Source organism: Hamadaea flava, assembly GCF_024172085.1.
Lineage (GTDB): Bacteria > Actinomycetota > Actinomycetes > Mycobacteriales > Micromonosporaceae > Hamadaea > Hamadaea flava.
Genome location: NZ_JAMZDZ010000001.1, coordinates 4982780 through 4995574, shown reverse-complemented (window position 1 = coordinate 4995574; position 12795 = coordinate 4982780). Strand labels below are relative to the sequence as shown.

Genomic DNA, 12795 nt, shown 5'->3' with positions numbered 1-12795 from the left:
GTGAGCAAGCTGCCGAACCTCGCTGTCGTCGGCGCCACCGGCGCTGTCGGCACCGTGATGCTGGAAATCCTGACCAGCCGCAAGAACGTCTGGGGCGAGATCCGCCTGATCGCCTCCCCGCGCTCGGCCGGCAAGCGGCTGTCGGTGCGGGGCGAACAGGTCGAGGTCGTCGCGCTCAGCACGGACGCGTTCGAGGGCATCGACGTCGCGATGTTCGACGTGCCCGACGAGATCTCGGCCGCCTGGGCCCCGGTCGCCGCCGAGGCGGGCGCGATCGTCGTGGACAACTCGGGCGCGTTCCGGATGGACCCCGACGTCCCGCTGGTGGTGCCCGAGATCAATCCGGAGCAGACCCGCAACCGGAACCGGGGCATCATCGCCAACGCCAACTGCACCACGCTGGCCATGATCGTCGCGGTCGCCCCGCTGCACCGCGAGTACGGCCTCAAGGAGCTGGTGCTGGCCTCGTACCAGGCGGTCTCAGGAGCCGGTCAGGCCGGCGTCGACGCCCTGCACGACCAGCTCACCCGAGTCGCCGGAGATCGGGCGCTCGGCTCGCGTACCGGCAACGTCCGCAACGCCGTGGGCGACGACCTCGGCCCCTTCCCAGCTCCGGTCGCGCTCAACGTCATCCCGTGGGCGGGTTCGCTCAAGGACGGCGGCTGGTCGTCCGAGGAACTGAAGATGCGCAACGAGTCCCGGAAGATCCTCGGGCTACCCGACCTCAAGGTCAGCGCGACCTGCGTACGGGTGCCGGTCAGCCGCGGCCACTCGATCTCGGTGCACGCCGTCTTCGGCTCCGAAGTGGACGCTGAGGGAGCCCGTGAGGTGCTGCGCGGCGCGCCCGGCGTCATCCTCGTCGACGACCCGGCCAACGGCGAGTTCCCGATGCCGATCGACGCCGTGGGCACCGACCCGTCCTGGATCGGCCGCCTGCGCCGCTCGCTCGACGACCCGCGAGCCCTCGACTTCTTCGTCACCGGCGACAACCTTCGCAAGGGCGCGGCGCTCAACACCGCCCAGATCGCGGAGCTGATCGCGGCGGAGTTCGTCCCCGCCACCCGCTGACCCCGGTACGCCGAAGGCCGGCGAGGCAGTGTCCTCGCCGGCCTTCGTCATGCGTGCCGGTCAGATCTCCGTCAACCGTCGGCGACGGGCCACCCGGTAGAGCACGAAGCCCGTACCGGCCAGCAGCAGACCCGCTGCCGCCACCACCGCGACCGGAAGGCCGGTGACCGGCAGCCCGCCGGGCTCGGTGATGCTCGGGGACGAGGACGGGGACGTCGTCGGCGCGGTGAGCACGATCGTGGCGGTGTTGTTGGTGGGATCGAGGTCCTCCGCCGCTGGGGGAGCTGTCGATCCGGTCGTGCCGATCACCTTGACGCTGCCGGTGGCACCCGCGACGAGGTGATCGACTCGCAGAGTCAGGTCAAGCGTGCGGCTTTCCCCAGCGGCGACGACGTCGCGGATCGGACAGGTCGCGGTCGACTTGTCCGACGTGACCTGGCACGCGGCCGGTGCCCCGACGATGACGCTGCCCGCCGGGGCGGTGACGACCACTCGCAGTGGCTGGAATTGTTCCAGGTTGAGCGCGGCGGGCCCGTTGTTCCCGAGGCCCAGCTGAACCGCGACGGACCCGCCCACGGCAACCTGCGCCGAGTCGCCGACGGCGTACGCGTCTCCACGCTGGTCGCCCCGGATGGTCACAACTGCGGCCGAGTGGTTGAGGCGCGTTAACAAACCGCCCGTGCCATCCGCAAACCGCAGGACGTCCTTCTGCGCCACGCCGTCCTTGGCGGGAGCGGCCGGCAGGCCGGTCGTGACATCGATCAGCGCCAGCTTGCCGTTGGTACCGGCCGTTCCGGTCGAATCCGGACGCTCCGCAGACGTGGACCAGTCCAGTGTGACGACAGACCGTGTGGGTGCCACGGCGTCAGCCCGGACCTGCAACGGATGCGTGAATCGGTAGGTGTGACCGGGCAGAAGCTCAGCGTCGAATCGGCAGCTCACGAGGAGATCCCCGGAGTAGAAGCAGTTCTCGAAGCGCGCCGCCGGCTGGACCATCGCGTTCATGTAAGGGAAGCCCTGGTCAAGAGACGCAGATCCCGCCACCACGCCGTGAACGGCCCGCGAGCCGGTGTTCTTCACCTGGAATTCGGCGTCGAACCGACCGCCGGGTGCGACGGTCGCCGTGCTGCCGCCGTCACCGGTAAGGTCGACCAGCTCGGCAACCGTCACTCGCGCCGAGGCGGTCACCGTGCCTGAGGGGGCGACGACCTCGAACTTGACCGTTCCAGAGAGGCCGGCCGCCACTCCTGGCAAGGCGAAGACGGTCAGCGCAGGCGCCAAAGTGGGAGCCGGGGGATGGAACCCGACCGCCGTCGATGCCGGGCAGGTCAGAATCGATGCCGCTTCGGTGCAGGCGTCGAAGGGCTTGCGGTATCCGGCCACTCCGGCGAGGCCGCTGACGTCATACTTGTACACCAGTCCAGTTAGGACGCCCTCGGCCGAGGCGACCATCTGCGGAGTGAGGCGGACGGAGTTCTCTGGATCGGCCGCGCTCGAGCGTGGCTGCAGAAGTCCGTCCGTCAGCGTGACCTGGTGGATCTCCGGACCAGCCGCCTCGGCTGGTAAGGCGACGGCGACAGCGGCGGCGGCGGCGGCGATCATGGTCATGAACACGCCGACAAACCGCCATGTCGCAGCTCTTTGCCGCACAATGGCCTCCCGTTGGTTTGTTGTGACGGGGTTTCGTGAGGACCGCCAGGCTAGCGCAGTCAACCGTCGCCGGTGGTCCTGGTGATCACGCGACGGTTACCGGCTCCGGGGCGGGGACGGCCGCTCCGTTGCGCGGAGTGCGCTCCACCCAGCCGATGATCGGTCCGATCGCGACAGTGCAACCGAGGAAGAGCAGCGCGATGAGCCACCAGCCCCAGCCGCCGGTCTGGATGGCGAGGAAGGTCAGCGAGGCCGGGCCGACCATCTTGGCGACGCCCGCGATCGAGCGACTGCCCCCGACGTACGCGCCGCGCTGGTCGGCGGGCGGGATCTCGGTCTGGAAGAACCATTGGGCCGCCGACGCCCACAATTCCGTGGCGGTCGTCAGCGCGACACCGGCGGCGAGGACCGCCACCGTCAGCCACCCATGCGTCATCCCGCTCAACGCGATGACGGGACAGGCGATCGCACTCGCCAGTCCGGCCCACCGCATGAGGCGTACCGATCCGGAAAGCGAGTCGGCGCCGCGCGTGGCCGGAACCTGAAGCAGCACGGCCATCACGGTGTTGAGCGCGAACAGCGCGCCGAGCACAGGCTTGGGCACGTCGGTCATCGTGACGGCCCACAGCGGCATGATCTCGTTGAAGATCATGCCGTGCAGCCAGATCACCGAGAGCAGTACGGACAGCGCGGTGTAGGGGTGATCGCGCAGCACGCCCCATGGGCTGGTCCGGGTACGCGTCTCGCGCGGCGCGTGAATCGTGGGCATGCGGGACACCACGAACGCGTTCACGCACAGGCCGAACGCGTTGGCGAGGACGAGCGCGATCAGGCCCGCGTGCGAGTTCAGCGCCAACGCGGCCGCACCCAGGCCCGCGCCGATCGTGAAGCCGACGTTGAGGTACGCCCGCATGAACGCCATGATCCGGACCCGGCTCTCGCTGGGCAGCGCTGCGGCGGTGTAAACGGTGCGACCGCCGTTGGCGAGCATGTCGGCGACCGAGGCGACCACGATGACGGCGACGAACGACCAGAACCCGCGCGCGAACGGGTAGCAGGCGAACGCGGCGGCCTCACCGAGCGCGCCGAGGACCCACGCGCGCTTGCCGCCCATCCGGTCCGCGAGATGCCCCAGCGGGAGCGAGCCGACCAGGCCGACGCCGCCGACGATCGAGAAGCCGAGGCCGATCTGCACCGGGGTGAGACCCACGATCTGGGTGAAGAAGACGACGCTTCCGGTGAGGAAGGTGCCGGAGCCGGTAGCGATGATCGCCGATTGCACGGCCAGTCGCCGGGGTAGTCCGGGCGGCGGCAAGATCCTGTTCAGCAGTCGTTCCCCCATGGTCCGGGATTCGACCATGATCCGTTCACCGGCGGCAACCCGCTCTTCCCGCGATGTGGGAGGTGCGTACCAGGTCCGTGATCTGCCGGTAATGTTGCCAAGGTCATGTGGCGTGCGCTTCTCCTTCGCTGCCGCGACGAGGCCTGAGACCGGCATCTCGTCGCGGTGATGCGACGCGCGTACCGCGTCCCGGCCGGTCGATCGATGCGCATCCCGCCGGATTTTCTCGCTTCCGGCCTGTGAATCAGCCCACACGCATTCCTTGAGCCACCTGACCATCCGGGAGAATCGACCTATGTCGGACGTATCCATCGTGCCGAGTTCCAGCGAAGACGCCGCGGACCCCATCGCGCGCCAACGCCCGAGCGGCATGCCTTTCGAGCGTTACCAGCCCTTCCACGAGCAGATCGCCGTCGATCTGCCCGACCGGCAGTGGCCCGCCCGCCGCGTCGAGCGCGCCCCACGCTGGTGCGCCGTCGACCTGCGCGACGGCAACCAGGCCCTGATCGACCCGATGTCCCCCGAACGCAAGCGCCGCATGTTCGAGCTGCTGGTCCGGATGGGATACAAGGAGATCGAGGTCGGCTTCCCGGCCGCCAGCCAGACCGACTTCGACTTCGTCCGCCAGCTGATCGAGCAGCAGCTGATCCCGGAGGACGTCACGATCCAGGTCCTGGTCCAGTGCCGCGAGCACCTGATCGACCGAACCTTCGAGGCGCTGCGCGGCGCCAAGCGGGCGATCGTGCACTTCTACAACTCGACCTCGATCGTGCAGCGCAAGGTCGTCTTCGGGCTGGACCGGGCCGGCATCACCGCCATCGCCGTCGACGGCGCCCGGATGTGCCAGAAGTACGCCGAGATCCACACCCCCGACACCGAGATCTACTACGAGTACTCCCCCGAGTCCTACACGGGCACGGAACAGGACTACGCGCTGGAGATCTGCTCGGCGGTCATCGAGGCGATCGACCCGAGCCCGGACCGGCCGCTGATCATCAACCTGCCCGCCACGGTGGAGATGATCACCCCCAACGTGTACGCGGACAGCATCGAGTGGATGCATCGGCACCTCCCGCGACGCGACAGCGTCGTGCTGAGCGTCCACCCGCACAACGACCGGGGCACCGGCGTCGCCGCCACCGAGCTGGCGATGCTGGCCGGTGCGCAGCGCGTCGAGGGCTGCCTGTTCGGCAACGGCGAGCGTACGGGCAACGTCGACCTGGTGACGCTGGGCCTGAACCTGTTCAGCCAGGGCATCGACCCGGAGATCGACTTCACCGGCATCGACGAGATCAAGCGGACCGTCGAATACTGCAACCAGCTGCCCGTGCACGAGCGGCACCCGTACGCCGGCGACCTGGTCTACACCGCATTCAGCGGCTCCCACCAGGACGCCATCAAGAAGGGCCTGGAGGCCCAGGGCGACGGCTACTGGGCGGTGCCCTACCTGCCGATCGACCCGAAGGACCTGGGCCGCAGCTACGAGGCGGTCATCCGGGTCAACTCGCAGTCCGGCAAGGGCGGCGTCGCGTACATCATGAAGAGCGAGCACCACCTCGACCTGCCGCGCCGGATGCAGATCGAGTTCTCCGGCGTCATCCAGCGGCACACCGACGACGCCGGCGGCGAGGTCGGCCCGAGCCGCATGTGGGAGATCTTCCAGCAGGAGTACTTCGCCGATCGCCGGATCACGGTGCACTCCTACTCGATCTCCACTGTGGATGACAAGGTCGAGATCGACGTCGAGGCCCGGCTGGACGGGGTCGACTCCCGCCTGGAGGGCATCGGCAACGGCCCGATCGACGCCTTCACCCACGCACTGCGCGACCGGGGCGTCAACGTACGCGTCCTGGACTACGCCGAGCACGCGCTCACCGCAGGTGACGACGCGCAGGCGGCCGCGTACGTCGAGTGTGAGATCGACGGCGAGATCCGCTGGGGCGTCGGGGTCGACGGCAGCATTCTCACCGCTTCGCTGAAGGCCGTCTCCAGCGCCGTCAACCGCTGACCCCTTCTCCGTCAGGCGTACCCGTCAGATCAGGGATATGCCTGCGATCTTGGACCAAGATCGCAGGCATATCCCTCATCTGCTGCTGAAGGCGGCCCGAGCGGGCGAGCGCTAGGAGCGACGGGGGCGGAGGAAGGCGGCCAGCGCCGCCCCGGCGGCGAGACCACCGGCACACCACCACAACGCCTCGTGGTAGCCGGAGTTGAAGGCTTCCGGGTTCGCGTACGCCGCTCCGGCGAGCCCGACGATCATCGGCAGCCCGGCGACGGCCAGCAACGAGGCGGCGCGGGCGGCGGCGTTGTTGATCCCGCTCGCGATGCCCGCGTACGCGTCGTCGACGGCGGCGAGGACCGAGGCGGTCAGCGGGGCGACTTGGAGGGTCAGGCCGAGGCCGAAGACGATCGCGCCGGGTAGGACGTCTCGCCAGTAGAGGGTGTTCTCGTCGACGGCGAGGAGCAGGAGCGTGCCGCCGGCGCAGAGGATCGGGCCGAGGACCAGTTGCGGCCGGGGACCGATCCGGGCGGCCAGTGCGGCGCTGCGTCCGGAGCCCACCAGCAGTAGCAACGTCATCGGGAGGGTGGCGATCCCGGCTTCCAGCGCGGAGTAGCCCGACACCGTCTGCAGCTGGATGGCGAGGAAGAACAGCAGTCCGCCCATCGCGCCATAGACGACGACCGTGTACGCGTTGAGCAGGCTGAACGTACGCGAGCCGAACAGCGACGTCGGCATCATGGCGACGATGCGGGGACGCCCTTCGTGGTCGGAGATGCCGACGCCCGGACGGCTCCGGCGGCGTTCCACGGCGATGAAGGTGAACAGGCAGAACACGCCGACGGCGAAGCCGGCCCAGACCTCTGGGCTGCCGAAGCCCTCTTCCGGCGTGGCGATCAGGGCGTACGTGAATCCGGCGAGGCCGAGCGCGCCCAGCACGGCGCCCGCGACGTCGAACCGTGTGTGCCGCGCGATCAGGTTGCGGCTTTCCGGCATCCGCCGGGCGAGCCAGCACACCGCGAGGGCGAGCGGGACGTTGAGGAAGAACACCGCCTGCCAGTTCAGCACGTCGATCAGCCAGCCGCCGATGAACGGGCCGATCGCGGTGGACACCCCGGACAGTCCCGACCACGCGCCGATCGCCTTCGACCGGTCCTCCGGCGCGAACGACGCCTGCAGGATGGCCATCGAACCAGGGGTGAGCAGGGCGGCACCGACGCCTTGGAGGATGCGGGCGGCGATCAGCGCCTCGATCGTCGGGGCGAAGCCGCAGGCGATGGAGGCCAGGGTGAACCAGCCGACGCCGATCAGGAAGATCTTCCGGCGGCCGTGCCGATCGCCGAGCGCCCCGCCGAGCAGCACGAACGCGGCCAGCGTCAGGGTGTAGCCGGTGACGGTCCATTGGAGACCGGACAGCTTGGCGCTGAGATCCTCGCCGATCGCCGGCAGCGCCACGGTGACGATCGTGGTGTCCAGGAAGGCCATGCCGCTGGCGAGCACCGCCGCGGCCAGGGTCGCCCGGCCCGCCGTCGTCCCGAGGCGCAGCTCCGTCACGATCACCATCTTCCTTGGGCAGTCAAGTCGCCCAGGGAGGTTTGACACGCCGACGCGCGGGAGAATCCTTACCACACCCCCTCGGTCCAAGGGAGACTCTCAGCGTGCGTACCCCCCTTCGCCTCATCGGCGCGCTCGCCGCCGCCCTCGTGTTCGCCGCGGGCTGCACCGAGGATCCGCTCGCGAGCCCATCCTCATCCACGGGTGGGCTCAAGCCCACCGCCGCTGGGGCGGTCTCGACCGCCCTCGCGAGCCTCAAGATCGCCGACGCGCACCCGATGACCGGGTACTCGCGCGATCGGTTCCCCCATTGGCGCAGCGCCGGGACCGGTTGCGACGTCCGGGACAAGGTCCTGCAGCGCGACGGCAAGAACGTCAAGCTCAGCGGCTGCAACGTCACCGGCGGCAGCTGGGCGAGCTGGTACGACGACACCACCCAGACCGAGCTGACCAAGGTCGACATCGACCACATGGTGCCGCTGGCCAACGCCTGGCGGTCGGGTGCCGACAAGTGGACCGACGAGCAGCGGTCCGACTTCGCCAACGACATGGAGCGCCCGCAGCTGTTCGCCGTCTCGGCCAGCTCCAACCGGTCCAAGGGCGACCAGGACCCGTCGACGTGGAAGCCGCCGTCGCAGGACGCCTGGTGCGTCTACGCCCAGGACTGGATCACCGTGAAGGCGTACTACAAGCTCACGATCACGGCCAAGGAGAAGGACGCCCTCTCCGCGATGCTCAAGACCTGCGCCTGACAGGAGACCCGGATGACCACGCCCGCCGAACTCGTCACCGACATCGTGCCCGGCCCCGGTGGGGTGATGACCGACGAGGTGGGTGTGGTCACCGGCGATCTCACGCTGCGTACCACGCTCGACGGTGCCACAGCCCGGACGTCCGTGCAGTACAAGGGTGCGGCGGAGTGGTACAAGATCACGGGTGGTGCGGTCCCGCTGGTCGCCCCGGACGACCTCCAGGCGGTGCATCAGCTCGCGGTCGGCTTGCTCCACCGGCCCGAAGGCTAGGGACAAGGGATACGCCCAGCGCAGCGACCGCCCAGCGTTGTGTGGTCGACGCAGCGCGGTGTGGTCGACGCAGCCCAAGCGCTGCGAAAGGTGATCAAAGCCCCAGTGGTGTTGTGACAGCGTCCTGACCTGGGTCTTTGATGAAGAATCGTTATCCACAGGCACTTAACAGGGAACGCCTCGCTCCGGCAGGCTGGCCGCCATGCCGAGGCGATGGCCGCGCCCCGACCTGGACGGGCTGCTGGAGAAGCAATACGGCCTGGTCCGGCGGGACCAGGTCCTCGGCGGCATGCCCGACTCCCTGACGAAGGGCGCACTGCGCTGGCGGTTGGAGCGGGGCGTCTGGCAGACCGTCCTGCCCGCCGTCTACGCCACCCATGGCGGTCCGCTGAGCCGGGAGCAGCGAGCCTTCGCCAGCCTCCTGTACGCGGGGGAGTCCGCGCAGCTCACCGGGCCGACCGCGCTTCAGCTGCACGTCGTCCACTCCGCACCGGCTGACGACCTGGTGCACGTGCTGATCCCGGATCGCCGACGCCTGTCGCCGGCCCGGTTCGCCGCCGTCTCGCGTACCCATAGATTGGATCCGAGAGCGACCACCATCGGCCGGATGGCGGTGGTCTCGCCCGCACGAGCCGTGGCCGACACCGTGCGGATGGTCCCGGGACTGGACCAAAACGCGGCCCGCACGCTGGTGGTGGAGTCGTTGCAGCGGCGGCTGACCACCCTGGACGCGTTGCAGGACGAGCTGCGTGACGGGCCGAAGCGCGGGAGCCTGCTGCTGCGCGCGGCGCTCACCGAGGTGGAGCAGGGATTGCGCGGTTCGCCGCTGACCCGGTTGCGGGAGCTGTGCGCGAGCAATCCGGCGTTGCCCGAGATCCGCTGGCAGCCCGCGCTGCTCGGGCCGGACGGCGAGGCGTTGCCGACGCCGGACGGCTGGATCGCCGACACCGCGATCGCGCTGGAAGTCATCGCGCCCGACCAGGACCCCTCGCCCGAGGCGTGGACCCGGCGACTGCGCCGCCAGCAGGCCTTCACGGAATACGGCGTGCTCGTCCTGACCTTCACCGCCAACGAGCTGCGGATCGACCCGGCGGCCGTGCTCGCCACGATCGTCCGCGCCTATTTGGACCGGGCTCGGGCCGGGGTGCGGCACGCGGTCCGTGTCGCACCCTGACCCGAGGACTCAGCCGTTCTCGATCTCCTCGGCGAAGTGGCACGCCACCGTGTGCCCCTCGGCGAGTACGCGCAGCTCCGGGCGCTCCTGCGCGCAGCGCTCCTGAGCCCAGGGGCACCGGGTGCGGAAGCGGCAGCCCGACGGCGGGTTGGCCGGGGAGGGCAGGTCGCCGGACAGCAGGATGCGCTCGCGACGCTCCTCGACCAGCGGATCCGGCACCGGAACCGCCGACATCAGCGCCTTCGTGTAGGGGTGCAGCGGTCGCTGGTACAGCTCGGTCGACGAGGCCTCCTCGACCAGCGCGCCCAGGTACATCACGCCGACGACGTCGGAGATGTGCCGCACCACCGCGAGGTCGTGCGCGATCACGAGATAGGTCAGCTCGCGCTCGGCCTGCAGCTTGCCCAGCAGGTTGACCACCTGGGCCTGGATCGAGACGTCCAGGGCCGACACCGGCTCGTCGGCGACGATCAGATCCGGATTGAGGACCAGGGCGCGGGCGATGCCGATGCGCTGCCGCTGCCCGCCGGAGAACTCGTGCGGGTAGCGGGACAGCGCCCAGCGGGGCAGGCCGACCGCGTCCAGCGTCTCGCAGACGATGTCCCGCCGCTCGGCCCGATCGGCGCCGATCCCGTGCGCGGCCAGGCCCTCGGTCAGGATGGACTCGACGTTCTGCCGGGGATCCAGCGAGGACAGCGGATCCTGAAAGATCATCTGCATCCGCCGCCGCATCCCCCGCAACGCGGACGGGCTCAGGCTGGTCAGGTCGGTCCCGTCGAACAGCGCCGAGCCGCCGGTCGGCTCGACCAGGCGCAACAGCGCCCGGCCCAGCGTCGTCTTGCCACAGCCCGACTCGCCGACCAGCCCGTACGTCTTGCCCCGGGGCACGCTGAGGGTCACCCCGTCAACCGCCTTGACGTGGCCGACGACCCGGTCGAACACGACACCACGCAGGATCGGGAAATGGACCTGCAGATCCTTGATCTCCACCAGTGCGGTCACGGCGCGACCTCCGGGTTGACGCAGCGGTAGGCATGCCGGTCGCCCTCCAGGGGCGGCGGGCCGGTCAGGCAGGTGTCGATCGCCCGGTCGCATCGGGGCGCGAACGCGCACCCCGCCGACCAGGCCAGGACGTCGCGTACCGAGCCCCGGATGGGGGTCAGCTCCTCGCCGCGCAGGGCGTCGAGGCGGGGAATCGAGTTCAGCAGCCCCACCGTGTACGGGTGCGTGGGGTGGCCGAACAGCTCATGGCGGCCGGCGCTCTCCACCACCCGTCCGGCGTACAGGACGTTGACGCTGTCGCAGAGCCCGGCGACCACACCGAGATCGTGCGTGATCATGATCAGCGCCGTGCCGTCCTCCCGGACCAACTCCTTCAGCAACTCCAGGATCTGGGCCTGAATGGTCACGTCCAGCGCGGTCGTCGGCTCGTCGGCGATGAGCAGGCGGGGCCGACAGGCCACCGCCATCGCGATCAGCGCCCGCTGGCGCATCCCGCCCGACAGCTGATGCGGGTACTCCTTCAGCCGCCGTCGCGGGTCCGGGATGCCGACGCGATCGAGCAACTCGGCCGAACGCCGCTCCGCCTCGTGCTTGCCGAGGCCCCGGTGGCGTACCAGCACCTCGGCGACCTGCACTCCGATCGGCACGACCGGGTTCAACGAGGACAGCGGGTCCTGGAAGATCATCGCGATCTCCCGGCCCCGGATGTCGCGCAGCGTACGCCGGTCAGCCCGCAACAGGTCGAGCCCGTCGAACTTGGCGCTGCCGTCCACCTGCACGCGCTTGGTGTTCTGATGCGGGAGCAGGCCGATCAGGGCGAGCGAGGTGACGGACTTGCCGCACCCCGACTCCCCCACCAGCCCGACCACCTGACCGGCGTCGACGGTGAACGAGACGCCGTCCACCGCTCGGACGTCGCGATCGGCGTGGAACGTGACGCCGAGGTCTTGCACTTCCAACAGCGCCATGTCACTTCCTCAGCTTCGGATCGAGCGCCTCACGCATCGCCTCGCCGAGCAGCGTGAACCCGAACGCGGTGATGATGATCCCGACGGCGGGATAGATCGTGAGCCGGGGCGCCACCTCGAGACGGGTCAGCGCGTCGGTCAGCATGACGCCCCACTCCGGCACCGCCGGGTCGGGGTTGCCGAGGCCCAGGAAGGACAGCGCGGCCGCCTCGATGATGGCCGTGGCCAGCGTCAACGTCGCCTGCACGAGTACCGGCGCGAGCGAGTTCGGCAGCACGTGGGCGACAGCGATCCGGCCCCGGCGTACGCCGAGCGCGGTGGCCGCGGTGACGTATTCCGAATGGCCCTGAGAGATCATCGAACCGCGGAGCAGCCGGGCGAAGACCGGCACCGAGATCACCCCGACGGCGATCATGACGGTGATCAGACTCGGTCCGAGCAAGGCCGCGACGCTCACCGCCAGCAGCAGGCTCGGCATCGCCAGGAGCATGTCGACGACCCGCATGATGGCGTTGTCGACCTGCCGTCCGCGACGGCCGCCCAACGCGTACGCCGAACCCGCGAGCCCGCCGAGCAGGCAGCCCACGAGCAGACCCAGCGACGTGGCGACGACGCCGACCAGCAGCGTCTGCCGGGCTCCGACGATGACCCGGCTGAACTCGTCCCGTCCGTTGTGGTCCAGCCCGAACCAATGCTCGGAACTCGGCCCGGGAATGATGTTCTGGCCCTCCTTCACCTGGTCGGCCCAGGCGGTGGAGGTCGGGCTGTACGGGACGAGGAACGGGCCGATGATCGCGACCAGCACGAAGATCAGCAGGATGCCCGCACCGATGATGGCGGCGGGATTGCGGCGTACGCGGCGGAACGCCTCGGCCCAGAGGCTGCGGCCCTTCTCGTCGGCGTGCACCGCGGCCAGCTCGGCAAGCCGGTCGAGCCGCTGCTTCTTCGCCTTCGGGGTCAGCCCCTTGAGCCCGGTCGCCTCGTCCTGACGCTGCTCCGGCGCGGTCGCGCCCGAA

10 protein-coding genes and 1 pseudogene are annotated in these 12795 nt (G+C 69.7%); 5 read left to right on the top strand and 6 right to left on the bottom strand.

Going from position 1 to position 12795, the window contains the following annotated elements:
* Window positions 1–1068 carry an aspartate-semialdehyde dehydrogenase gene (locus HDA40_RS23620; RefSeq protein WP_253759469.1) on the top strand — a complete coding sequence of 356 codons (1068 nt, stop codon included), beginning with the start codon at window positions 1–3 and terminating at the stop codon, window positions 1066–1068.
* 60 nt (window positions 1069–1128) lie between these two features.
* Here the strand turns inward: HDA40_RS23620 and HDA40_RS23615 are convergent, their stop codons facing one another.
* Both HDA40_RS23615 and HDA40_RS23610 read right to left on the bottom strand, forming a co-directional pair.
* A complete protein-coding gene (locus HDA40_RS23615; protein ID WP_253759460.1) occupies window positions 1129–2676 on the bottom strand; it encodes a DUF11 domain-containing protein in 1548 nt (515 codons plus the stop codon).
* 127 nt (window positions 2677–2803) lie between these two features.
* Window positions 2804–4078, bottom strand: coding sequence for an MFS transporter (locus HDA40_RS23610; RefSeq protein ID WP_253759458.1), 1275 nt, complete (start codon window positions 4076–4078; stop codon window positions 2804–2806).
* Window positions 4079–4355: 277 nt separating this feature from the next.
* On the opposite strand from HDA40_RS23610, the gene leuA reads away from it, so the two are divergent.
* Window positions 4356–6068: a 2-isopropylmalate synthase gene (gene leuA, locus HDA40_RS23605; RefSeq protein WP_253759456.1), complete on the top strand. Its 1713-nt coding sequence runs from the start codon at window positions 4356–4358 to the stop codon at window positions 6066–6068.
* A 111-nt stretch (window positions 6069–6179) separates the two neighbouring features.
* Here the strand turns inward: leuA and HDA40_RS23600 are convergent, their stop codons facing one another.
* Window positions 6180–7619, bottom strand: a complete 1440-nt coding sequence (locus HDA40_RS23600; protein WP_372503178.1) for an MFS transporter — start codon at window positions 7617–7619, stop codon at window positions 6180–6182.
* 98 nt (window positions 7620–7717) lie between these two features.
* Here HDA40_RS23600 and HDA40_RS23595 point away from each other — a divergent pair, with 98 nt between their 5' ends.
* The 3 genes and pseudogenes from HDA40_RS23595 (at window position 7718) to HDA40_RS23585 (ending at window position 9809) form a co-directional block, all read left to right on the top strand.
* Window positions 7718–8365 carry an HNH endonuclease family protein gene (locus HDA40_RS23595; protein WP_253759453.1) on the top strand — a complete coding sequence of 216 codons (648 nt, stop codon included), beginning with the start codon at window positions 7718–7720 and terminating at the stop codon, window positions 8363–8365.
* 39 nt (window positions 8366–8404) lie between these two features.
* Window positions 8405–8635: pseudogene (locus tag HDA40_RS23590) on the top strand (hypothetical protein); the annotation flags it as partial.
* 202 nt (window positions 8636–8837) lie between these two features.
* Window positions 8838–9809, top strand: coding sequence for a hypothetical protein (locus HDA40_RS23585; protein ID WP_253759449.1), 972 nt, complete (start codon window positions 8838–8840; stop codon window positions 9807–9809).
* Window positions 9810–9818: 9 nt separating this feature from the next.
* On the opposite strand, the gene HDA40_RS23580 is transcribed toward HDA40_RS23585, so the two are convergent.
* Genes HDA40_RS23580 through HDA40_RS23570 form a run of 3 tightly spaced genes read right to left on the bottom strand, consistent with a single transcriptional unit; the run spans window position 9819 to window position 12740 of the window.
* The gene (locus HDA40_RS23580) at window positions 9819–10811 is read right to left on the bottom strand and encodes an ABC transporter ATP-binding protein (RefSeq protein WP_253759447.1); all 993 of its coding nucleotides are present in this window, start codon (window positions 10809–10811) and stop codon (window positions 9819–9821) included.
* On the bottom strand, window positions 10808–11779 hold the full coding sequence (locus HDA40_RS23575) for an ABC transporter ATP-binding protein (protein WP_253759445.1): 972 nt from the start codon (window positions 11777–11779) through the stop codon (window positions 10808–10810). The genes HDA40_RS23580 and HDA40_RS23575 overlap by 4 nt, the downstream gene beginning before the upstream one ends.
* 1 nt (window position 11780) lies before the next feature.
* A complete protein-coding gene (locus HDA40_RS23570) occupies window positions 11781–12740 on the bottom strand; it encodes an ABC transporter permease (protein WP_253763757.1) in 960 nt (319 codons plus the stop codon).
* Window positions 12741–12795 lie beyond the last annotated feature (55 nt).